Annotated in this window: 17 protein-coding genes; 11 read left to right on the forward strand and 6 right to left on the reverse strand. The window is 63.6% G+C overall.

What is annotated here, in order from left to right; all coding sequences use genetic code 11:
• Positions 1–151 precede the first annotated feature (151 nt).
• From MKZ40_RS11325 to MKZ40_RS11340, 4 genes are all read left to right on the forward strand, one after another.
• The gene (locus MKZ40_RS11325) at positions 152–943 is read left to right on the forward strand and encodes a formate dehydrogenase accessory sulfurtransferase FdhD (protein WP_175090033.1); all 792 of its coding nucleotides are present in this window, start codon (positions 152–154) and stop codon (positions 941–943) included.
• Between the two features lie 31 nt (positions 944–974).
• Positions 975–3368, forward strand: a complete 2394-nt coding sequence (locus tag MKZ40_RS11330; protein ID WP_175090032.1) for an FdhF/YdeP family oxidoreductase — start codon at positions 975–977, stop codon at positions 3366–3368.
• Between the two features lie 171 nt (positions 3369–3539).
• Complete coding sequence (locus tag MKZ40_RS11335; protein WP_175090031.1) at positions 3540–3980, forward strand: VOC family protein; 441 nt, start codon at positions 3540–3542, stop codon at positions 3978–3980.
• 285 nt (positions 3981–4265) lie between these two features.
• The gene (locus tag MKZ40_RS11340; RefSeq protein WP_175090030.1) at positions 4266–5492 is read left to right on the forward strand and encodes a GGDEF domain-containing protein; all 1227 of its coding nucleotides are present in this window, start codon (positions 4266–4268) and stop codon (positions 5490–5492) included.
• A 52-nt stretch (positions 5493–5544) separates the two neighbouring features.
• Here MKZ40_RS11340 and MKZ40_RS11345 read toward each other — a convergent pair whose 3' ends face one another.
• On the reverse strand, positions 5545–6228 hold the full coding sequence (locus MKZ40_RS11345) for a phosphatase PAP2 family protein (protein WP_282627883.1): 684 nt from the start codon (positions 6226–6228) through the stop codon (positions 5545–5547).
• A gap of 522 nt (positions 6229–6750) precedes the next feature.
• On the opposite strand from MKZ40_RS11345, the gene MKZ40_RS11350 reads away from it, so the two are divergent.
• A complete protein-coding gene (locus MKZ40_RS11350; protein ID WP_175090029.1) occupies positions 6751–7251 on the forward strand; it encodes an META domain-containing protein in 501 nt (166 codons plus the stop codon).
• 110 nt (positions 7252–7361) lie between these two features.
• Here MKZ40_RS11350 and MKZ40_RS11355 read toward each other — a convergent pair whose 3' ends face one another.
• Positions 7362–10205: a valine--tRNA ligase gene (locus MKZ40_RS11355; protein ID WP_175090028.1), complete on the reverse strand. Its 2844-nt coding sequence runs from the start codon at positions 10203–10205 to the stop codon at positions 7362–7364.
• 263 nt (positions 10206–10468) lie between these two features.
• Between MKZ40_RS11355 and MKZ40_RS11360 the strand changes: the two genes are divergently transcribed.
• Positions 10469–13423, forward strand: coding sequence for an ATP-binding protein (locus tag MKZ40_RS11360; protein WP_175090027.1), 2955 nt, complete (start codon positions 10469–10471; stop codon positions 13421–13423).
• A gap of 15 nt (positions 13424–13438) precedes the next feature.
• On the opposite strand, the gene MKZ40_RS11365 is transcribed toward MKZ40_RS11360, so the two are convergent.
• The 3 genes from MKZ40_RS11365 to MKZ40_RS11375 all read right to left on the reverse strand — a co-directional run bounded on the left by MKZ40_RS11365 (position 13439) and on the right by MKZ40_RS11375 (position 16876).
• Entirely contained in the window at positions 13439–13909 is a 471-nt protein-coding gene (locus tag MKZ40_RS11365; protein ID WP_175090026.1) for a DNA polymerase III subunit chi, read from the reverse strand.
• A gap of 206 nt (positions 13910–14115) precedes the next feature.
• Positions 14116–15210 carry a branched-chain amino acid aminotransferase gene (locus MKZ40_RS11370; protein WP_175090025.1) on the reverse strand — a complete coding sequence of 365 codons (1095 nt, stop codon included), beginning with the start codon at positions 15208–15210 and terminating at the stop codon, positions 14116–14118.
• A gap of 145 nt (positions 15211–15355) precedes the next feature.
• Positions 15356–16876 carry a leucyl aminopeptidase gene (locus MKZ40_RS11375; RefSeq protein WP_175090024.1) on the reverse strand — a complete coding sequence of 507 codons (1521 nt, stop codon included), beginning with the start codon at positions 16874–16876 and terminating at the stop codon, positions 15356–15358.
• A gap of 411 nt (positions 16877–17287) precedes the next feature.
• On the opposite strand from MKZ40_RS11375, the gene lptF reads away from it, so the two are divergent.
• Genes lptF through MKZ40_RS11390 form a run of 3 tightly spaced genes read left to right on the forward strand, consistent with a single transcriptional unit; the run spans position 17288 to position 19921 of the window.
• Positions 17288–18382 carry an LPS export ABC transporter permease LptF gene (gene lptF, locus MKZ40_RS11380; RefSeq protein WP_175090023.1) on the forward strand — a complete coding sequence of 365 codons (1095 nt, stop codon included), beginning with the start codon at positions 17288–17290 and terminating at the stop codon, positions 18380–18382.
• On the forward strand, positions 18382–19464 hold the full coding sequence (lptG, locus tag MKZ40_RS11385) for an LPS export ABC transporter permease LptG (protein ID WP_175090022.1): 1083 nt from the start codon (positions 18382–18384) through the stop codon (positions 19462–19464). Before lptF ends, lptG begins: the two co-directional genes overlap by 1 nt.
• Entirely contained in the window at positions 19457–19921 is a 465-nt protein-coding gene (locus MKZ40_RS11390; protein ID WP_282627884.1) for an RDD family protein, read from the forward strand. The genes lptG and MKZ40_RS11390 overlap by 8 nt, the downstream gene beginning before the upstream one ends.
• 146 nt (positions 19922–20067) lie before the next feature.
• On the opposite strand, the gene MKZ40_RS11395 is transcribed toward MKZ40_RS11390, so the two are convergent.
• Positions 20068–20892 (reverse strand): hypothetical protein, encoded by an 825-nt coding sequence (locus MKZ40_RS11395; protein WP_175090021.1) that lies wholly within the window; start codon positions 20890–20892, stop codon positions 20068–20070.
• 617 nt (positions 20893–21509) lie between these two features.
• Here MKZ40_RS11395 and MKZ40_RS11400 point away from each other — a divergent pair.
• Together MKZ40_RS11400 and bfr are read left to right on the forward strand one after the other, a co-directional pair.
• Positions 21510–21713, forward strand: a complete 204-nt coding sequence (locus MKZ40_RS11400) for a bacterioferritin-associated ferredoxin (RefSeq protein WP_043333196.1) — start codon at positions 21510–21512, stop codon at positions 21711–21713.
• Between the two features lie 350 nt (positions 21714–22063).
• The gene (bfr, locus tag MKZ40_RS11405) at positions 22064–22543 is read left to right on the forward strand and encodes a bacterioferritin (protein ID WP_131431198.1); all 480 of its coding nucleotides are present in this window, start codon (positions 22064–22066) and stop codon (positions 22541–22543) included.
• Positions 22544–22569 lie beyond the last annotated feature (26 nt).

The raw sequence follows: 22569 nt of genomic DNA on the forward strand, positions 1-22569 counted from the left end.
GCCATCTTCATTGGCGGTTTCTATCAATTGGCGGCTCGGTTCAATTGGTCGCCCTCACGGCATGACGGTAGGATGTTCCCATATTGCGCAGAGGTAGGGTGAGGGTTGCGCGCACCATTCTCGCCACGCCTCTGCGCCACGGAGAGCCGTAATGAAAGATTCGCTCTATCAACAAGCGCCAGGCGCTGCAGGCTACGCGGACGCCCGCGAGGTGCCGCTGCGCGAGCTGGATGGCCCATCGGAGCTGCCGGTGAGTCTGGCGCTCAATGACACCGCGATGGGCACCTTGCTGGCCAGCCCAGAGGCCCTTGAGCCACTGGCGCTGGGGCATGCCTTCACGGCGGGCTGGATCACGCAGCGTGACGAGGTCTTGGCGATCCATCTCTCGCGGCTGCGTCATGGGCTGGCGGTGCGTCTTGAGGTCAGTGACTCGCTGGCGCGCAAGGCCGAGCGGCATCAGCGACGTGAGAGCAGTGTCTCGAGCTGCGGCGCCTGTGGCGTGCAGGACGAAGCGGAGCTGATGGCGGGACTCATGCGTCTGCCGCCACGGGCAGCGCTGGCGCCCTATGCACTGATGCGCGGGCTGGAACGTCTGGAGCGCGCCACGCGCCGCGGCATGCATCTAGCGCTGGGGCTGGACGCCGAAGGGGGTCTGATCTCGCAGGGCGCCGATATCGGTCGCCACAATGCGCTGGACCGCGTGATCGGCATGAGTCTCGACAGCGGTGTGTGGCCCGAGGCGTTGCTGGTGTCGAGCCGCTGCAGCCTGGAGCTGGTGCAGAAGACCATCCGTGCGCGCATTCCGACCCTGATCACCCTCGCGGTGCCCTCGCGCCTCGCCGTCGAGACCGCCCGCGCCTGCGACCTAAATCTGGTCTGTGCCCACCGCGGGCGTCGACTCGAACTGCTCAGCGGTCACGCTGATCGCCCCTGTTTATCCTAGCTCCTGTTCCTTCTAGCCACTGGACCCTGACATGACCGAGACTGCAGCCCCCGAGATCGAGACGCCCGAGCCGGCGTCTGCCAGCCTGCCCCGTGAGGATGCGCAACAGACGCGTCATCCGCGCATTGCCGCCTATTCCGGGCCGGCGGGTGGCTGGGGCGCGCTCAAGAGCGTCGGTCAGCATGTCAGTCACTCCAGGGCGCCGTGGAAGAGCGTGCGCTCCCTGCTCAAGGCCAATCAGGACAAGGGCTTCGACTGCCCGGGTTGTGCCTGGGGGGACCCGGAACACGGCTCCTCCTTCGAATTCTGCGAGAACGGTGCCAAGGCGGTGGCCTGGGAAGTGACCGCCAAGCGTGTCACACCGCGCTTCTTTGCTCAGCATACCGTCACGGAGCTGCTGGGCTGGGACGACTTCATGCTCGAGGATCAGGGCCGCCTGACCGAGCCGATGCGCTACGACGCGGCCAGTGATCGCTATATTCCGATCAGCTGGGACGCGGCCTTCGCGCTTGTCGCCGAGCATCTCAGCGCGCTGTCGTCGCCGGATGAGGCGCTGTTCTATACCTCGGGGCGTACCAGCAACGAGGCGGCCTATCTCTACCAGCTATTCGTGCGTCTGTTCGGCACCAACAACTTCCCCGACTGCTCCAACATGTGCCACGAGGCCAGCGGCGTCGGCATGAAGGCGAGCCTCGGCGTCGGCAAGGGCACGGTGCTGCTGGAGGACTTCGAGCATGCCGATGCCATCTTCGTGTTCGGTCAGAACCCCGGCACCAATCACCCGCGCATGCTGGGCGATCTGCGGCGTGCCTCACGGCGTGGCGCGCGCATCGTCAGCTTCAATCCGCTGCGTGAGCGGGGGCTGGAGCGCTTTGCCGACCCGCAGTCGCCGCTGGAGATGATGACCCTCTCCAGCCAGCCCATCAGCCATCGCTATTACCAGCCGCGCATGGGCGGCGACATGGCGGCGGTGCGTGGCATGGCCAAGGCGCTGTTCGCGATGGAGGCGCGGGGCGAATTCACGCGCGCCGCCAGCTTCATCGAGGCGCATACCCGGGGCGTCGAGGACTGGCAGGCGCTGGTCGAGTCGACCGAGTGGGCAACCCTCGAGGACCAGTCCGGCCTGACGCGCGCTCAGCTCGAGGAGGCGGCAGCCATCTTCGCTGGCGCCGACAACGTCATCTGCACCTGGGCAATGGGCATCACCCAGCATCTGCATGCCGTCCAGAGTGTGCGGGAGATCGTCAATCTGCTGTTGCTCGGGGGGCACTTCGGTCGCCCCGGTGCCGGGGCCTGTCCGGTACGTGGTCATTCCAACGTCCAGGGCGATCGCACCATGGGCATCGACGAGAAGGCGCCCACCTGGCTGATCGATGCGCTGGAAGCGCGCTACGGCGTCAGCATGCCGCGTACGCCGGGCTACAACACCGTGGAGAGCCTGGCGGCGCTGGAGCAGGGCAAGGCGAAGACCTTCATCGCGCTGGGCGGCAACTTCACGCGTGCCACGCCGGATAGCGAGCGAACCGAGGCCGCGATGCGCAACCTCGAGCTCAACGTCCAGATCAGCACCAAGCTCAATCGCAGTCATCTGGTGATGGGCAAGCAGACCGATGCGCTGATTCTGCCGTGTCTCGGTCGCAGCGAGATCGATCGTTCCTCACAGGTGGCTTCCCAGCACATCAGTGTCGAGGACTCGATGTCGATGGTGCACTCCAGCGTCGGTATCAAGGCGCCGGCCAGCCCTGAATTGCGCTCCGAGCCCGGCATCATCGCGGCGATCGCGCGTGACACCCTGGCGCGCGTACTGCCGGCGCGAGGTGTCCGTGATCCGGTCGATTGGCAGGCCTTGAGCGAGAACTATGATCTGATCCGTGACGAGATCGCGGCGGTCATCCCCGGCTTCGCGGACTTCAATGCACGACTGGCACACAAGCGCGGCTTCCACCTTGCCAATCCGGTGCGCGAGCTTGCCTTCCGGACCTCCAGCGGCCTGGCCGAGTTTTCGCACATGCCGCTGCCGGAGTCGGTGATACATCAACAGCTGGCGCGGCGTGACGGCTGGCTGACGCTGCAGACCATGCGCAGTCACGATCAGTACAACACCACCGTCTACGGCTACAACGACCGCTATCGTGGCGTATCCGGTCAGCGGCGGGTGATCTTCATCAATGGCGAAGACCTGGCGCGACTGGGGCTGGCCGATGGTGATTGGGTCGACATGCTCGGTGAGCCGCGTCCGGACGGCAGCGAACGGCGTGCGCCGCAGTTCCGTCTGGTCGAGTACGACATCCCGGCCGGTTGCATCGGGGCCTACTATCCCGAAACCAACGTACTGGTCGCGTTGGAAAGTCACGGCGCTGATACCGGCACGCCATCCTCCAAGGCGGTGCCCGTACGCCTGGAGCGCAGTTCACGCATCGCCTGATGGCGCGAGACGCCAGCAGCAGGGTGCATGCATCGCCACACTGCCGTGCCGCGAGGAGACTCGTCGCGCGGCAGTCGCGTGTCTAGAATATCCCTGCGCCGAGCCCGCTACGCTCGGCCACGCCTTTTCCATCTTCAGTGTTGCCTCAGCCACCGTTCAAGAGAGTGATCCATGCAATATCTGCACACCATGCTGCGTATCCGTGATGTCGACGCTTCACTGCATTTCTTCTGTGACCTGCTCGGCATGGTCGAGATCTCGCGCAAGGATTCCGAGAAGGGCCGCTTCACGCTGATCTTCCTGGCAGCCGCGCAGGATGCCGAACGAGCCCGTGAGATGAAGGCGCCGATGCTGGAGCTGACCCATAACTGGGACCCGGAGGAATACGAAGGTGGGCGCAACTTCGGCCATCTGGCCTATCGCGTCGAGGATATCTACGCTACCTGTCAGCATCTGATGGACAACGGCGTGACCATCAACCGCCCGCCGCGTGACGGCCACATGGCGTTCGTGAAAAGCCCGGATGGGATTTCGCTGGAGCTGCTGCAGGCCGGTGACGCCCTTGAGCCGCAGGAACCCTGGGCCTCCATGAGCAATACTGGCAGCTGGTAAGCAAGCAAGGTCGCATATTGACGTGCGCGTAAGCGTCGCATTCAGGCAACGCAATAGCCGAATTACGACTGGTGCATCGCCCAGCAGGGCTTATGATGTAATGAAGTTCATAAGCCCCGTAGCATGATGTGTGACATATCGTGCTCGGCCTTAGTGGAGTGTCATCGCGGCAGGCAGGTATACCTTCTTCCTTTTTCCTGCTGCCCGCCTGCCGCGATGTTGCACCTTCTGCACTCGCGTGAGGGACTGCCACGCGGACACTGCCTAGCTGGCAAGGACTGCCTGATGCCAAGAGTCACAAGTGCCTGGCTACGTCATGAACCACGATTGCTCGCCGTGGAGCATCGTCGTTTCTACCATGCCTATCTTTGGGTCTATCTGATGCTGATGGGCCTCTTCGTGATGTGGGTTCCCTTCTTCACTCTCTTCAACGAGCCGCGGCTAGCATTCGTCAGCGGCATCATGGCACTCGTGTCCGTGCTGGGCGTGATGATGCATCGGGCGCATCAGCTGACGCTGGGCCTGGCCCTGATGATGAGCGCCTTGACGCTGATGGCCTGGCTCTCGGTTTTCTGCTTCGGGCTCTCGGCGGGCTATGAGTACTATTTCTTCATCGTGATGGCCGGTATTCATCTGGCACCGCTGGCGCCGCGCATTCGTGTGGTGACGACGCTGATGCTGTTCATGGCGGCTGTCTCGGCATTGATGGTCTCGCCGGTACTGTATGAGGGAGAACTCTTGCGGGCCTGGATGCTGCAGTCTGCCAACCTGTTCGCGGTCTTCCTGATGATGGTCACCTTCCTGTGGCGCATGCTGGCGCTTACCGAACACTTCGAGCGCCAGTATCTGAAGGATGCCAGTCGTGATGAGTTGACCGAATTGCTCAATCGCCGCCAGATATTGCGCCATGCCGAGGACTGGTGGGGTGACGGAGTGCCCTGTGCGGTCTTGATGCTGGATGCCGACAACTTCAAGCGCGTCAATGACCTGCATGGTCATGCCGTCGGTGATGAAGTACTGCGCCATCTGGGCCGCCTGCTGACGGCCACACTACGTCAGGGCGATCGCGCCGGACGTGTCGGGGGAGAGGAGTTCCTGGTGCTGCTGCCGCGCATCGGGCGTACCGAAGCCATCTCCGTGGCGGGACGCATGCGCTCCCTGCTGGCCAAATCCCCTCCGGTCTTCGCCGGCACGCCGGTACCGATCACGGTTTCCATCGGCGTTGCCATCAGTCATGAAGTCGATTCGTTGGATGAGCTGATGCAGCTGGCCGACAGGCGGCTGTATCACGCCAAGCACAATGGGCGTGATCAGGTGGTGGCCGGTGGGGAACATGAGATGACAGGCTTTGCCACGGCCGATGTCAGCCCTCCACCTCCCGGCAATGACGGCGGCGGACTTGGCAAGGCAGAGGCCATGGAGGAGGGCGCTCGCGACAAGGAGGATGACCGCCAGGAAAAGCGGCACCACGAGGACTCCAGCCCTTTCTCGCGGACCCCCCTCGTTGGCTGACATGCGCTCGTTTCCGCTTTTCCCCCTGCCATTTCACGAGTGCTGCTCTTGATCAGGAGCGCTGCTTCAATCGGGCCAGCGCGTTCTCCATGCCACGGGCAATGGTGGTCGCCAGTGGTGTGCACAGCACCCAGGGCAACGCGATCAGTGCAATGCTGAGCGAGCCCAGATAGACATCGCTGACCCAGTGAGCGCCAACCATGATCCGTGGAGCGCTCAGCAGTACCACGAACGGCAGGCTGCACAGGGCGATGCGGCGCGGTGCGAAGGCCAGCATGAAACTCGCGAATACCATCAGCATCAGGCCGTGATCCCCCGGGAAGCTGTTCGACGCCGAGTCCTTGGTCTTGAAGGACACCAGTTCGGAGAGATGCTGTGCGTGGCTGAAGAAGCGCGTCGGGCTGGCATGGCCATAGCTGATGGCGCGCAGCACGAACAGCGAGAGCAGGCCCGCCGTCAGCAGCATGGTGATGCCGATGCTGGTCCAGCGGCGGTAGCGGGCAGGCTGTTGATCATTGAGCATCGCCCAGCAGAACAATACTCCCATCATGGCGAAGGCCACGGCGTCGAAGGCGCGCGTGTTCAGAATGCCGAGCAGCGTGTCCCAGCGTGGATTGAGCGGTGTGATGAACTGGTTGAAGCCCCAGAAGACATCGCTGTCGAGAGTGGGCCAGAAATCCAGCGCCGGTATCCACCAGCACGCCAGCAGCGCCACTCCCAGCGCATTCAGGAGCACCAGCCGTCGCAGGTTGAATCCCGTCTGCGTCCTGAGCGGGCGGGGCGGGGGCGAGGGTGCACGTGCGGGGCCTGCTGCGAACCACTGACTCGCTGTAAAGGCGCAGTATCAGCGGCGTGCAAGGAAGGGGTATCGGGGGCAGCGGGAGCCATGTCGTGTCAGCTCTGCGGGGCTCATGTCGGGACAGGCTCACTCAGGTCCGTAGCTCGGTGGTCAGAGGACTCGGGGCAGGCGACGCTGAGTGGTGATCTGGTCGAAATTCTAGAGCAGGCACCGCTTTGAAAACACTGTTTTCAAAGTTGACGAGGTGGACAGATGGTTGCGTCCATCGCGCTTGTGGCAAGCTGGCGCAGTCCGGAAGGTGACACTCAAGCGCATGTCGTGAGGGCCTTTCGTTCATGACAGCCGTGCGCATGATCGCTACTCTTGCTGCCATGTCCGTTCCTCACCCATCGTTCTTTCCGTCTGTCGGGTGACTGCCGTTGCCGGCAGTGCCACCGACGGGCGCCACAGGAGTCATCCATGTCTGTTACCGTGCGTCGTCTATCGCGTTATACCTCCGTGGGGTTCGCTATCTCCTTGCTGGCTGGCTGCGCGGCCATGACACAGCATCCGCAGGGCGGTGCATCATCGGGTGCCCCTGCCCTGGTGGGCACCCAATGGAGTTTCTCCGCCACGGATACCGGTGAAGAGGCCGCCAACTTCCTGCTACAGCCCCCCAGCCAGCAGCAGCTGGCAGACGAGGAGGATGATCGTCTGCGCCTGGTCGGCAGCAATGGTTGCAACCGCCTGATGGGGCCGGTGGTGCTGGATGAGTCGCGTCAGACGCTGGATATCGGTCCGCTGGCCTCGACCATGAAGATGTGCCCCAACCCCGAGCAGTCCAACGCCTTCAATCGCATGCTCGAGGAAGTGGCCAGTTATCAGATCATCGGCAGTGGTGAGAGCGCTCGGCTGCGGGTGATGGATGACACCGGCTATCTGCTGGCGACCTTCATGCCGTTGGAGGGTGCCGCCGAGTAATTGCTCGGCGCGTTCGGGATGGCGACTCGCGAGCGGGCTGCCAGAAACGAGAAAGCCCCCTGCACCGTTCGGTGCAGGGGGCTTTTGCTTGCGTGAAGCGCGAGCGTGACTTACAGCGCTTCGATCTTGACGCGCTGGCTTTCCAGCAGCGCAAGTTCCGCCTGGGCATCGGCCAGCTTGGCGCGCTCCTTCTCGACCACATCAGCCGGTGCACGACCGACGAACTTCTCGTTGCCGAGCTTGTTCTCGAGGCCGGTGATGACCTTCTGCTGCTTCTCGTGCTCCTTGTCGATGCGCTTGAGCTCGGCTTCCTTGTCGATCAGGCCTGCCATCGGCACCAGCACTTCCAGCTCACCGACGCGCTGGATGGCGGACATCGGGGCTTCGTCGCCTGCCGCCAGGAAGGTGATGCTTTCCAGACGCGCCAGCTTGGAGAGGAACAGGCGGTTGGCTTCCAGGCGCTCGGCATCGCCAGCTGCGCCGTTCTGCAGGAAGACTTCCAGCGGCTTGGCAGGTGACAGGTTGAGCTCGCCGCGCACGTTGCGGATGGCGATGATGATGCCTTTCAGCCACTCGATATCGCGGATGGCCTGCTCATCGATCCGGTCGGCTTCGGCCTGCGGCCACGCCTGGCTCATGATGCTTTCGCCTTCCACCGGCTTGCCGGCGTGCGGTGCGATACGCTGCCAGATCTCCTCGGAGATGAATGGCATCATCGGGTGGATCAGACGCAGGATGGTCTCGAGGGCGCGCACCAGGGTGCGACGCGTGCCGCGCTTGGCTTCGATGCTGGCGTTGTCGTCCCACAGAACCGGCTTGGACAGCTCCAGATACCAGTCGCAGTACTCGTTCCAGATGAACTCGTAGAGCGCCTGGGAGGCGTGGTCGAAGCGGAACTCTTCCAGCGCGCGGGTGACCTGCTGCTCGGTCTGCTGCAGGCGCGCGATGATCCAGCGATCGGCCAGCGACAGTTCGACGGCTTCGCCGTTGACGCCGCAATCCTGGTCCTCGGCATTCATCAGCACGTAGCGCGCCGCATTCCACAGCTTGTTGCAGAAGTTGCGATAGCCATCGAGACGGCCCATGTCGAACTTCACGTCACGCCCGGTGGAGGCCAGTGACAGCAGGGTGTAGCGCAGCGCATCGGTGCCATGAGGCTCGATGCCTTCCGGGAACTCGTTGCGCGTGGCCTTGGCGATGGCCTTGGCCTTCTTGGGCTGCATCATGTTGCCGGTACGCTTCTCGACCAGCTCATCCAGGCCGATGCCGTCGATCAGGTCGATGGGGTCGAGGACGTTGCCCTTGGACTTGGACATCTTCTGACCGAGGCTGTCGCGCACCAGACCATGCACATAGACCTTGCGGAACGGCACTTCACCCTTGAACTTCAGGGTGAACATGATCATGCGCGCCACCCAGAAGAAGATGATGTCGAAGCCGGTGACCAGCACGTCGGTGGAGTGGAAGGTCTTGAGTTCTTCTGTATCCGCCGGCCAGCCGAGGGTGCCGAAGGTCCACAGCGCGGAGCTGAACCAGGTGTCGAGGACGTCTTCGTCCTGACGTAGTTCGACGTCGGCACCCAGGTGGTTCTCGGCGCGGACTTCTTCTTCATTGCGGCCGACATAGACGTTGCCGTCGTTGTCATACCAGGCCGGAATGCGGTGGCCCCACCACAGCTGGCGCGAGATGCACCAGTCCTGCAGGTCACGCATCCACGCGAAGTACATGTTCTCGTAGTTCTTGGGCACGAACTCGATGTCGCCGTTCTCGACCGCTTCGATGGCCGGGCGTGCCAGCTCCTCGACGGCCACGAACCACTGGTCCGTCAGCAGCGGCTCGATGACATCGCCGGAGCGGTCACCGTGCGGCAGAGTGTTGTTGACGGCCTCGACCTGCTCCAGCAGGCCCAGCGCGTCCATGTCGGCGACCAGCTTCTCGCGGGCGACGAAGCGATCCAGGCCGGCGTAGGCCCCCGGCAGGCTGGCGTCTTCCTGGGGCTGCGGACGGCCCTGGAGGTCATAGATCTCGGCGCGCTCCAGGATGGTGGCATCCTGGCTCATCACGTTGATCAGCAGATGGCCCTGACGCTTGCCGACTTCGTAGTCATTGAAGTCGTGGGCCGGGGTGATCTTGACGCAACCGGAGCCCTTTTCCATGTCGGCGTGTTCATCGGCGACGATGGGGATGCGGCGACCGACCAGCGGCAGTTCGATGAACTTGCCGACCAGGCTCGCGTAGCGCTCATCCTTGGGATTGACGGCCACGCCGGTGTCACCCAGCAGGGTTTCCGGGCGCGTGGTGGCGACGATGACGTAGTCCTTGCCATCGGCGGTCTTGACGCCATCGGCCAGCGGGTAGCGGAAGTGCCAGAAGCTGCCTTGCTGCTCGCGGTTCTCGACCTCGAGATCGGAAATCGCGGTGTGCAGGGTCGGGTCCCAGTTGACCAGACGCTTGCCACGGTAGATCAGGTCTTCCTTGTGCAGGCGCACGAAGACTTCCTGCACCGCCTTGTAGAAGCCGTCATCCATGGTGAAGCGTTCGCGGCTCCAGTCGATGCTGGTGCCCATGCGACGCAGCTGGCGGGTGATGTTGCCGCCGGACTCTTCCTTCCACTCCCAGATCTTGTCGGTGAAGGCTTCACGGCCGAGATCATGGCGGGTCTTGCCTTCTTCGGCGGCGACCTTGCGCTCGACCAGCATCTGGGTGGCGATACCGGCGTGGTCGGTGCCTACCTGCCACAGGGTGTTGCGACCCTGCATGCGGCGCCAGCGGACCAGGGTGTCCATGATGGAATCCTGGAAGGCATGGCCCATGTGCAGGGAGCCGGTAACGTTGGGCGGCGGGATGACCAATGAGAAGCTCTCGCCCTGGCCTGATGGCGCAAAGCGGTTGTCGGATTCCCAGCGCTCGTACCAGCGCGTCTCGATGGCGTTCGGTTGGTAGGTCTTGTCCATGGGTCTGCATTGATCCGGTTGGGCGGGGCGTCCCGCGCCGGCTCAAGGAGCGGTCAGCGCAGGCAGAAAATGGGCTCGATTATAGCGCCGCTGATGTCGGGCGTCATTCGGTCTTGGCGGGCAGGCCCTCGTGGCGTCCGGCAGACGCAGTTTTCATAAAGCAGGCAACATCCACGCACTGATGCCGTATCCTGTTGCGACCTCATCAGGCCGAGGCTTGCCGCCTCGCACACTTCCCATTTTCTCACGCTCGCGGAGCCGCAATGTCCAAGCCTCGCCCCACGGACGGTACCCCTCGTCCGACTCGTCGTTGGGTCTGGCATGAGCTGCTGCGTCATGTGCTGGTGCCATTGCTGGTGCTCGAGGTGGCGCTGCTGGGCTGCTATCTGGTGCTGCACTGGCTGGTCTCCGGGCAGCAGGACTCCACGCGCAGTGAGCGGGTGAATACCCAGCTCGAGCAGCTGACCCATTACGAGGCAGAGCATATCAGCCTGCTGGCGGACGACTGGCGCAGCGATGCCCGCCAGCTGGCGCGCAGTGCTCTGCGTCACATGGATACCCCCGTGACGGCCCGCCAGCGCGAGCAGGAGCTGAAGCGCCACATGAGCGCGGGCGACGGCACCCTGTACGTCGCCAGGAATGATGGTGGCGCCGGCTCCTACTACTCCTCGCTGGTGCCCAGCTATCTGCAGGACCACGACAAGGTGGTGCGCCTCTCGGCAATGGACGCTCAGGTGTCGGACATGCTCGCCACGCAACCCGAGCTGCGCCAGATCTGGTTCTCCGGCTACGATGGCTATTTCCGCATGTTGCCGTGGACCGATACCCGCAACATCTTCACGCCCGGCGTCGACCTCACCAGCTACGGCTTCTACTACCTGGCGGATGACCGCAACAACCCGAGTCGTGGCGCCGTCATCACGCCGCCCTACCAGGACCCGGTCGGCAGCGGCTGGCTGGTCTCGACGCTGATGCCGGTCCATCGCGGCGACTTCCTCGAAGGCGTGGTCGGGATCGATGTCACCCTCGATTCTCTGGTCGAGCGGCTCGAAAATGCCGAGCTGCCCTGGGGCGCCTATCTGATTCTGGTGAGTGACGATGTCGTCATGGCCATGCCGCATGTCGGCGAGCAGGATTTCGGCCCCCAGCCCGATCCCGAAGTGGTGCCGATGCCGCTGCTGCACGATCGCTTCCTCGATACGGCGCATGATGTCGAGAACTCCCCGGCCATGGCGCATCTGCTGCGCAGCATCTCGGATGAGGCGCAGGGCGTGCGCAGCGTTTCCTTGCTCGCCGGTGAGCGGCTGGTCGGCTGGCAATCGGTGCCGGGCACCGACTGGCGGTTGCTGGCGGTGGTGGATGCGCAGCAGGTGAACAGTGGCATCGATATCTGGAATGAGCGTTTCAACCAGCTGGGCTACGTGATGCTGGTGGGACTGATCCTGTTCTTCTTCGCCCTGCTGGTGGTGATGCGTTGGCGGGCCGAGACCATGGCGGCCACCCTGTCCGAATCACTGGCACGCCTCAGCGACATGGCACTGCGCATCGGTCGCGGCCAGCCCGTAATTCGCGAGCGCTTCCAGCTGCAGGAGCTGGACCAGGCCGGCGAGGCATTGCGCGAAGCGGCCCAGCGGCGCGATCAGATCGAGCTTGAACGCGCCGAAGGTGCGCGGCACGTCGAGATGGTGATGGCGGCCTCCGGCGATGCCACCTGGCGCTATGACTTCGAACAGGACGATCTCTACCTGCACGAGAATTTCTTCCTGATGCTGGGACTGCCGGTCCGCGCCAGCATGCATCTGGCGGACCTTGACGCCATGACGCACCCGGAAGACCTCGTCGGTCTGCTCGAGGCGCGCTGGCGAGTCATGCACGGTGAGAGCTGGGCCGAGGCACGTGACGTCCGCTATCGGCATGCGCGTGGTCACTGGGTCTGGGTGCAGATTCGCGGCCAGATCACCCGGCGTGATCATGAGGGCCGGCCACAGCGCGCTACCGGGCTTGCGCTGGACATCCAGCGCCACAAGCAGTCGCTCAAGCTGCTGGAGGCGGCCCGCGACAGTGCCACCGAGGCCAGCCAGTCCAAGTCGCGTTTCTTTTCGAGTTTCAGTCACGAGATTCGCACCCCGCTCAATGCCATCATGGGCTTCACGGACCTGCTCTGTGAGGAAGCCGACCTGACCCGCGAGCAGCGCCGCTACGTGGATGAGGCCAGTCATGCGGCGGCACAGCTGTCGGCGCTGATCGAGGACGTGCTGCAGATGTCGAGTCTGGAGGCTGGTGACCTGCCGCTGGATTGCCAACCCCTCTCGGTGGGCCAGAAGCTGATACGGCTGGCGGGGCAATATCAGCCGCGCCTGGAGAGTGCCAATCTGACGCTATCGCTGGCACTGGAAGGCGAGTCACTGTGGCTGAATGCCGACCAGCGTCGACTGGATCAGATTCTCGGCAACCTGATGGGCAACGCCATCAAGTACAATCGCGAGGGAGGGTGGATTCGCCTGGCCATCGGCCAGGAGCGCAATGCCAGCGGGGTGGAGATGGGCTGGGTGGAAATCACCGATGGCGGTTTCGGCTTTGATTCCGCGCAGGCGGTCCAGCTGTTCCAGCCGTTCTCGCGTCTGGGGCGTGAAGATTCAGGCATCGAGGGTACCGGGCTCGGGCTTGCGCTGTCGCGGGAGCTTGCCCGCCGCATGGGCGGTGATATCACGGCGCGGGGCGAACTGGGCGAGGGCGCCAGCTTCCGGGTCTGGTTGCCACTGGCGGATGTCAGCGCCCATGAGCGCGTCGTCCAGGCGGCGTGGTCGGCGGAGAAGGTATTGCCGGTGCCCTGTCGCTGGCTGGTGATCAGCACACGGGCGCAGGACCGCCTGCGCCTCGAGGTGATCGGCAGTCACGTCGCCAATCTGGAGATCATCATCGCCAACAGTGCAGCCCAGGCGTTGCGCCTGGTGCGAGATATCAGCCCGTGTCTGGTCATCTTCGGCGATGTGCCTGACATGAACGTTGCAGCGCTGTTCGCCGAGATCCAGCGCATGCCGCGCGAACTGCCGTTGTGGGCCGTGCGTATCGGGGAGCGTGACGCCAGCGAAGCCGCAGGCGGCCTGCCCGAGGCCTTCTTCGACAGCGGTGAAAGTCCACCGGGCATGGCCGATATCGAACGCTGGATGACGCATCTGATGGACAACTACCAGCGTGCCTGCAATACGGACCGCTGACGCATGGCGTGTCGCTCAGCCGACGCCCTTGAGCTGATGCGAGCGCACGGCATAACCGCGCGACTTGTAGGTGCGCCAGCATTCGCGCTTGGTTACCAGCACATCCTGATGCTGATTGATAATCTCGGCGACGCGCTCGAAGCGTGAGAACCACTCGGGAATCTCGGGGTGCAGGTTGAGCAGCGCCTCGATACCCGGCGCCGGGGCGTCCTGCCAGCCGATGGTGACCGGCGGGCGCGGCACGTCATCGGCGTGTTCGGCCTCGCGGGCGGCCATGTCGAGATCGATATCCAACGCATGGGGCACGAAGCTTTCCGGGCGGAATTGCCACAGATGTTCATCGAACTGACGTGCCATCGCCTCGTCCTCGACATGCACATGCAGGCGAAAGCCCTTGGAGTGAATGGTCTCGGCCAGCCGGCAGGCGAATTCCAGCCGGGCTTCCAGCGTGGTGTCGGGCAGGATGTAGAAGTCGATCTGGGTCATGGGCACCGCTCGGGCAAGGAATTCTCGAGCGCTCAGGATACCGCACTCGCCGCGCGGCTTCGATGCAGCCTGCCTCCCCTGACGTCTTTCCGTAGTCAGATATCCGTGCGCCAGAAACCCCAAGGCCCGCCTCTTTCGAGGCGGGCCTTGGGGTTTTGGTCATCCTTCAAGCCACAGGGGCAGGCTCGAGGGCTTGTTCCTCGCACTTAAGCCAGGCGCGTCATCCAGCCACGCGTGTCTTCAGCGCGACCGTATTGCAGGTCCAGCAGCTGGCTGCGCAGACGCATGGCGACATCACCGGCGTTGGCGGTCAGGTCGAGGCGACCTTCTTCACTGACCAGCTTGCCCACCGGGGTGATGACGGCGGCGGTGCCGCAGGCGAACACCTCGGTGATCTCGCCGGAGGCGATGCCTTCACGCCACTCGTCGATGCTGATCGGGCGCTCTTCCGGCGTCAGGCCCAGGTCGGTCGCCATGGTCAGGATGGAGTCACGGGTGACACCTTCCAGAATGGTGCCGGTCAGGCGCGGCGTGACCAGACGGCCGTCCTTGAAGACGAAGAACAGGTTCATGCCGCCCAGTTCCTCGACCCACTTGTTCTCGGCGGCGTCCAGGAACACGACCTGGTCACAGCCATTGGCGGAGGCTTCGCTCTGCGCGGCCAGTGAACCCGCGTAGTTGCCGCCGCACTTGGCGAAACCGGTACCGCCGGCGGCCGCACGGTTGTAGTGCGAGGACAGCCAGATGGAGACCGGCTTGATGCCGCCCTTGAAGTAGGCCGCTACCGGTGAGGCGATCACGTAGTAATCGACTTCACGCGACGGACGCACGCCGAGGAAGGCTTCGCTGGCGATCATGAACGGACGCAGATAGAGGCTGCATTCGTCACTGACACTGGCCGGGGTCGGTACCCAGGCGCTGTCCTGCGCGAGCAGGGCCTTGAGCGAGCCGACGAAGTCCTCGTCGGACAGCTCCGGCAGTGCCAGGCGGCGGGCGGAGTTGCGGAAACGTGCGGCGTTCTTCTCGGGGCGGAAGGTCCACACCGAGCCGTCTTCATGACGGTAGGCCTTGATACCTTCGAAGATTTCCTGGGCGTAGTGCAGTACCGAGGCGGCGGGGTCGAGGCTCAGCGGGCCGTAGGGGCGGACTTCATGGCCGTGCCAGCCGCCGTCGGTGGTCCAGCGTACATGGGCCATGTGATCGCTGAAGTGACGGCCGAAACCGGGATTGGCCAGAATGGTGTCACGAACGGCAGCATCCGCCGGTTGCGTGGACGCGCGGACGTCGAAGCCTTTGGTCACGTGGGTGTCTCCGTAGCAGCGAGACCCCCGACGCGGAACGCCGGGGGTCGAGTCATTTTTATAGGACCTCTCGGGTCAGCGGTGCCGAGTGGCGTCGCGACCCGCGTGTCTCAACGCTAGCACGCTATCGAGAGCATGCGAAGCCTCAGACGGTCTCTTCCTGCGGGGCGCTGAGTTCCGCTTCGCGATCCAGCAGGTACTGGGTCAGAAGGCCTACCGGGCGGCCGCTGGCGCCTTTCTGCTTGCCGGACATCCAGGCGGTGCCGGCGATGTCCAGATGCGCCCACGGGAAGGTGTCCGCGAAGCGGGACAGGAAGCAACCTGCGGTGATCATGCCGGCTTCGCGACCGCCGATGTTGGCGATGTCGGCGAAGTTGGAATCCAGCTGCGTCTGATACTCGTCCCACAGCGGCATGTGCCAGGCGCGGTCCCAGGCTTCTTCGCCGGCGTCAAGCAGGTCGAGTGCCAGGTCATCATCATTGGAGATCAGACCGGTGGCGTGGTTGCCCAGAGCGATGACGCAGGCACCGGTCAGGGTGGCGATGTCGACGACGCTGGCCGGCTCGAAGCGCTCGGCGTAGGTCAGCGCATCGCACAGCACCAGACGACCTTCGGCGTCGGTGTTGAGGACTTCGACGGTCAGACCCTTCAGGGTCTTGATGATGTCGCCCGGCTTGGTGGCGCGGCCGTCCGGCATGTTCTCGGCGCTGGCCACGATGGCTACCACGTTGAGCTTGGGCTTGAGTTCCAGCACGGTGCGCATGGTGCCGAACACGCTGGCCGCGCCGCCCATGTCGTACTTCATCTCGTCCATGCCGGCGCCCGGCTTGAGCGAGATGCCGCCGGTATCGAAGGTGATGCCCTTGCCGACCAGCACGTGCGGGGCTTCGTTCTCGTCTTCCGCGCCGCGGTATTCCATCACGATCAGGCGGCTCGGCTCTTCACTGCCGCGGCCGACCGACAGCAGGGACAGGGCGCCGAGCTCCTCGAGCTCTTCTTCACCGAGCACGGTCACTTTCAGGGCGCCATCCGAGGCGGCACCCAGTTGCTCGGCACGCTCGCCCAGGTAGCGCGGCGTGCAGATGTTGCCCGGCAGGTTGCCCAGCGTGCGCGCTTCATTGACGCCCATGCCGATGGCGGCACCGACACGCAGGCCGGCTTCCAGTACGGCCTGACGCTGCTTGTCGGCACTAACCACGCTCAGGCGGGTCAGAGAGACTGGCTCGCCCGGCTTGCTCTTCATCTCGGTGAAGCGATAGGCAGTGCGCAGTGCGCTCTCGGCGATCATGCGCGCCATCCAGTCAGCCTCACGCAGCTCGAGATTCAGCTCGAGGCCAGCGAAGGCCGCGTCTTCGACGGGCAGCTTGAGCAGGGCAGTCATGGCGGCGTCGAGGCCACGCTTGTAACGGCTTTCGTCGAGCTTTTCCTCGCTGCCGAAACCGGCCAGCAGCAGGCGCTGAGCGCCGAGGCCCGGAGCGAAGGGCACCAGCAGGGTATTGCCGAGCTCGGGCTTGAAGTCGCCGCGCTCGATCAGCTGGGAAATCAGCTTCTCGCTGGCATCGTCGAGTCGTGCCGCAGCACCGGTGAGGTCGCCCTCAATGACAGGTACCACGATGCAGGCGGTTTCAAGCTGGGCCGGATTGGCAGTGACTACAGGAAATTCCATGGCAACTCCACGCGCGCGAGTGAGGGTACGAAGATGAACAGTACAAGAATGAAGGATGTCGCCAGGCCAGGCGTGCCCGGCTCGCGGCGACATCGGGGTCATGGTCTGGATGGGGGCGCAGACCGCTCATGACAAGCTGAGCTGGCACGCACGAGTGAGGGCAGTCCATCATGTCAGGCTGTCCACGGCAATGCCTGGAGCCGCGACAAGGCAGCATCCTTTCTGGATAATGCTGCTGCATGAGGGGGAGCCGCTCCCGTCCAGTCTTCAGACCCGTGCCGCCAGTGTACGCAAAGGCTGCGCACCATGCATGAGGGGGATGATGCCTTCATGTGATCATGACCATTCCTCCACCGGCTATCATCGATCTGGTCAACACGCTCGCTTGCGAGCGGGAAACAGGAGTTCCACTTGATCATCTTCCGCTACCTGACACGCGAGATACTCACCACCATGGCCGCCGTGGCCGGGGTGCTGATGCTTGTCATCATGGGCAGCCGATTCATCCGCTATTTCAGTGATGCGGCGGAGGGGGATTTCCCGGCGTCGATTCTCGGCAGCCTGATGCTCTATCACCTGCCGGGTTTCTTTGAGCTGCTGCTGCCGCTGTCCTTCTTCCTTGCCGTGTTGCTGGCCTTCGGGCAGCTGTACATGAACAGCGAGATCACCGTGCTGGTCGCCTGTGGCGTCGGCCCTGAGCGCCTGCTGCGTGTCACCCTGCTGCCGGCGCTGTTGATCACGGCGCTGGTCGCGGCCTGCAGCCTCTATCTGACGCCTGCTGGCGCGCTCAAGAATGAGCTGTTGCTCGAGCAGCAGAAGCAGAAGACCGACTTCTCGATTCTCGGCGCGGGACGCTTCCAGGAGATCGGCAATCGCACCGTCTATGCCGAGAGCATGAGCGATGACAACAGCGAGCTGGAAAACGTCTTCATCGCCGAGGCAGGTGACAGCAATGCCGCCAGCACGCCCGACAGCGATCCCAGCCAATCGGTGGTGCGCGCCGAGCGTGCCTTCCAGGAAGTCAGCCCCGAGACCGGCAGCCGCTATCTGGTGTTGAGCGACGGCACGCGCTACGGGGTGGAACCGGGCAAGGCGATCGCCCAGCGACTGGGCTTTGATCGCTACGGCGTGCGCATCACCGAGGGCCAGGATGCCGCGACTCTCAAGGAAGACATCGAGCTTGCGACCACGGCGCAGCTCTTGGCTTCCGATCTTCCGGAGGCCAGGGCCCAGCTGCAGTGGCGCATCTCGCTGCCGTTGATGGTGCCGATCCTGATGCTGATCGGTCTGCCGCTGGCGCGCGTCAATCCGCGTCAGGGGCGTTTCGCGCGTCTGTTGCCGGCCATCTTCGTGCACATTACCTATCTCAGTCTGTTGATCGCGGCGCAGAATGCCGTCGCATCCGAGAAGTACCCGGCCGCCATTGGTCTGTGGCCCATTCACGGCGTCTATCTGGCGCTCGGCATCTGGCTGAGCTGGCGCGACAACCGCGGAGGTGGCCGCTGATGCTGCTTGATCGTCTCGACCGTTACATCGCCCGCAATGTGCTGGTGGCCATGCTGGTGGTACAGGTACTGATTCTCGGGCTCGACCTGATGATCACCTACATCAATGATCTGGGGGACGTGAAAGGCGACTATGGCGCCTTTGAAGTGCTCCTCTATCTGCTGATGCGTCTGCCCTCGCGCTTCTACGAATTCGTGCCGGTCGGCGTACTGCTGGGCGCCCTGATCGGGCTGGGCAGCATGGCCTCGAGCAATGAACTGACCATCATGCGTGCCGCCGGTCGTTCACTGACGCGCATTCTATGGGGCGTGATGAAGCCGCTGGGGCTGGTCATCGCCATCACCATGGCGGTCGGTGAATACGTCGCCCCCGTCACCGAACTGCAGGCCGACGCCTGGCGCGCCGAGAAGCAGCAGGGTGCAGGTGCCGTCTACGCGGAAGGTGGCGGCTGGCAGCGCGAGGGCAACGACTACTACCGATTCGGCTCGATTCGCAGCGATGATGTGGTGCTCAACGTCACCCGCTATCGCTTCGATGACGAGCGCCATCTGACCCAGGCGCTCTACGCCAGGCGCGCCGTCTGGCAGGACGATGGCTGGACGCTGGAGGCAGTGCAGACCACCACCTTCGAGTCCCGGGATGGCGAGCCGAGCGCCACCACGGTGGCTCAGCAGGAGACCTGCGAGTGGGATACCCAGCTGACGCCGGACCTGCTCAAGCTGGTCATCAGCGACCCCAAGCAGCAGTCAGCCTCGGATCTATGGCGCTATTCCCGCTACCTGCAGGACCAGGGGCTGTCGGCCAATCAGCCGCTGCTCTACTTCTGGCAGAAGATTCTGCAGCCGCTGACACTGGCGGCGCTGGTGCTAGTGGCCGCCTCCTTCGTGTTCGGACCCTTGCGCACGGTGGCGGCGGGGACACGGGTCTTCTACGGCATCGTGGTTGGCCTGCTGTTCAAGTATCTGCAGGACCTGCTCGCCCCGGCCTCGGTGGTGTTCGGCTTCGCGCCCATCTGGGCGGTGCTGGCGCCGATGCTGGCCTGTTACGTGATCGGCCTGCTGCTGATCCGGCGCAGTGGCTAGGGGCGCCCCGCACTCTCGCCGCCGTCTCGACCCGCAGGGAGCGCGCCCTGCGGGCCTGATGCGGCGTCTGGGCGGCGTGGTCTATGACGCCTTCCTCGTGATGGCGCTGCTGATCGTGCTGGGCTTCATCGGGGTCGCCGTCAATGGCGGTGAGGCCAATCAGTCGCCGCTGTTCCGCAGTCTGCTGCTGGTGGCGATGTTCGCCTTCTTCGGCGGCTGCTGGAGCCGCAGTGGCATGACGCTGGGCATGCAGGCCTGGCGGCTGCGCATCGAGACGCCACAGGGCCATGCCCCGACGCTGCAGCAGTGCCTGATACGCTTCGTGGTTGCCGGGCTGTCACTGGGCACCTGCGGACTGGGGTATGTCTGGCAGCTGTGGGACCCTGAGCAGCGCAGCTGGCAGGACATCGCCTCTGGTACTCGCGTGGTGGTGGTGCCCAAGCCGCGGCGCGAGTGAAGCGCCTCTGGCGCGTGCGCCGTGCAGGAAAGCAGTGAGCTCATCCAGAAGTGACCTCAGCCAAAAGTGGTCTCAGTCAGACAAGACAACGCCCCGCCAGTCATCGACTGGCGGGGCGTTGTCTTTTTCGCGAGTGCAGGGCGTGATCAGACGCCCAGCAGGCCATCCAGGCGCGTGATGATGCGCTCCACGCTGGCGCGTGACACCACCAGGCTGTCTTCCTGTGCCGCTGCCTCGGGCAGTTCGCGCGGCAGGTCGATCACCGCGGTACCCATGCCTTCCAGGCGCACGCCCTCACGGTAGCGCACGAAGGACAGCTGTCCGATCGGACGCTGGCCACCGTGGTCGAGGCGCGCCAGACGCGTGAAGGCGCTGACGGTATCGAGCACCGGCGCGCTGGTCAGCGGCAGGTGTGTCAGGCGCCATGCCAGCCAGCCATCGATGTCGACGGCTTCATCGCGCAGGGTGGCGAACCAGTGGCGCGCCTGATCCAGGCGGTAGCGAGCACGGCCCTGCTTGTCGAGCCACAGCACGTCGGCGCTGGCCTGACGTGGGCTTTCCAGCTCGCCCGGCAGGTACAGCCAGGATTCGGTCAGGCGCTGCAGGGCACCCGGCAGCGGCTCATCCAGGGTACGCTCGTTCAGGGAGTCCAGCGCCGCGCTCAGGTCGCCCTGTTCCGTGCTCTCGCCGGTGTTGGAGTAACCGACGTTGTAGCGCCAGACACGGTCGGATATTTCCTGGGTGACCACATGGTCATGGGGCAGAGCGATATGACTCATCAGCTCACGCGCGTTGCAATGCTCATCCACCAGGCCTTCACGGCGGGCTTCACGATAGAGATTGCGCAGCAGCGGGGTCAGCGGCAGGCGGTGGTGGTCACCGAAGCAGCTGCCGGCGTCGCGGACGGCGTCCAGATCAAGTGGCAGGTGGGACGTGGCGTGATGATCAGCGGTGGCGAGTTGTACTGACATGAAATCGGGCTCCTTGCGGATTGGCGTTCGGAAATCGGCAGATAGGGCAACAGCAGACGGATTCAGGCCGGTCACGGCTTCAGCATGGCGCCCATCATCGGCATGCCGATGCGGGTCATGGCCATGAGGAGGTGAAGCGACGGAATCTCTTGCGGTGTCCTGTTCATGTTCTTTCCTGATTGCCTGGCGGGGCGTGGCAGTCATTTGCCTTCATCGTGACGCGGCGCTTCCGGTGAGCGAGGAGCTGGGCTGCGTTCGAGTGACCCGCCTGAGTGATCGGCTAGCGATGACTCATTATGTTTTGGTGCGATTGTTTTTCGAATTGCATAAAAAATCGTTATACATACTAGCGGCCTCGTGTGAAATCGCAACCCTACCTTTCTGTCATCCACGGGCCATCATTCTTTATACGGCGCTGGCTTTGCCCACGGCAATCGCTTTGTGAGCCTGATGTGGCCTGCTTGAGAGATCGTGTGTTCCGCAACCGCAAACCGGCCCGAAACCGCCTCGCCAAGTATTTGATATATCGTGGGAATGAGAATTTTTTGCAGTCAGGTGTTGCGCATGTTTCTGCGAATCATTTACATTTGTCTCACTTGGAGTGAGCGAGGTGAGCCATGTATGTCTGTCTGTGCAAAGGTGTGTCAGACCACAAGATCCGCGAAGTCGTGGAACAGGGAGCGCGCAGCTTCCGCGAAGTCCGTGAGCAGACCGGATGCGCGACCCAGTGCGGCAAATGTGCCTGCATGGCCAAGACCATCACTCGCGAAGCGGTCGCGCGTGAAATGATGCCGGCAGAGGATCTCGCCTACGCGGTGTGACGCAGGTCTCGTCGAGTCCCGGCAAGGACTCGCGCCCATGCGAAAACGCCCGCCACCTGGTCTCAAGACCGGGTGGCGGGCGTTTTCGCATGGGCGCCAGGCAAGTCGATGTCGGCCGCTACATGACAACGCGGATACCAATCTTTCCCATTTGCGCCTAAAAGTCGATAACTTGTTGCTATGTCTCGAAAAAATCATGTTTTTGCGCCATACTTGCCGCACCTGACCGATATGGCGCGCCTGACGTGCCCGCGCTGCGGCTGATGCATGCCGTCATCAGGCGCAGTAGAGAACCTGACGCAAGCAGCAACCCTGACAGGAAGCAACCCTGACAAGAGAGGAATGGCGACATGAAAGGCGATCCCAAGATCATCGAGCATCTCAACACCATACTGGCCAACGAACTGGTCGCCATCAATCAGTACTTCCTGCATGCGCGCATGTACAAGGACTGGGGCCTCAAGCGCCTGGCCAAGTGGGAATACGACGAGTCCATCGAAGAGATGCGTCACGCCGATACCCTGATCGAGCGCATCCTGTTCCTGGAAGGTCTGCCCAACCTGCAGGACCTCGGCAAGCTGCGCATCGGCGAGAACACCAAGGAAATGCTCGAGTGCGATCTGGCGCTGGAGCACCAGGCACATGGCGATCTGAAGGAAGCGATCGCCTACGCCGAACAGATTCGCGATTACACCTCGCGTGATCTGTTCCGCAAGATCCTCGACGACGAGGAAGAGCATATCGATCATCTGGAGACCGAGCTGGGCCTGATCGAGAAGGTCGGCATCGAGCTCTACCTGCAGAAGCAGATCCACCACGAGATCGACTGATCCCTTGGTGGCGTGCTGAGTCGTGC

Origin of the sequence: Cobetia sp. BMC6 (assembly GCF_029991385.1) — a bacterium.
Taxonomy (GTDB): domain Bacteria; phylum Pseudomonadota; class Gammaproteobacteria; order Pseudomonadales; family Halomonadaceae; genus Cobetia.

Bases quoted from the DNA above. Each gene is read 5' to 3' on its own strand.
- MKZ40_RS11325 (WP_175090033.1), top strand. From the start codon at position 152: ATGAAAGATTCGCTCTATCAACAAGCGCCAGGCGCTGCAGGCTACGCG.
- MKZ40_RS11330 (WP_175090032.1), top strand. From the start codon at position 975: ATGACCGAGACTGCAGCCCCCGAGATCGAGACGCCCGAGCCGGCGTCT.
- MKZ40_RS11335 (WP_175090031.1), top strand. From the start codon at position 3,540: ATGCAATATCTGCACACCATGCTGCGTATCCGTGATGTCGACGCTTCA.
- MKZ40_RS11340 (WP_175090030.1), top strand. From the start codon at position 4,266: ATGCCAAGAGTCACAAGTGCCTGGCTACGTCATGAACCACGATTGCTC.
- MKZ40_RS11350 (WP_175090029.1), top strand. From the start codon at position 6,751: ATGTCTGTTACCGTGCGTCGTCTATCGCGTTATACCTCCGTGGGGTTC.
- MKZ40_RS11355 (WP_175090028.1), bottom strand. From the start codon at position 10,205: ATGGACAAGACCTACCAACCGAACGCCATCGAGACGCGCTGGTACGAG.
- MKZ40_RS11360 (WP_175090027.1), top strand. From the start codon at position 10,469: ATGTCCAAGCCTCGCCCCACGGACGGTACCCCTCGTCCGACTCGTCGT.
- MKZ40_RS11365 (WP_175090026.1), bottom strand. From the start codon at position 13,909: ATGACCCAGATCGACTTCTACATCCTGCCCGACACCACGCTGGAAGCC.
- MKZ40_RS11375 (WP_175090024.1), bottom strand. From the start codon at position 16,876: ATGGAATTTCCTGTAGTCACTGCCAATCCGGCCCAGCTTGAAACCGCC.
- lptG (WP_175090022.1), top strand. From the start codon at position 18,382: ATGCTGCTTGATCGTCTCGACCGTTACATCGCCCGCAATGTGCTGGTG.
- MKZ40_RS11395 (WP_175090021.1), bottom strand. From the start codon at position 20,892: ATGTCAGTACAACTCGCCACCGCTGATCATCACGCCACGTCCCACCTG.
- MKZ40_RS11400 (WP_043333196.1), top strand. From the start codon at position 21,510: ATGTATGTCTGTCTGTGCAAAGGTGTGTCAGACCACAAGATCCGCGAA.
- bfr (WP_131431198.1), top strand. From the start codon at position 22,064: ATGAAAGGCGATCCCAAGATCATCGAGCATCTCAACACCATACTGGCC.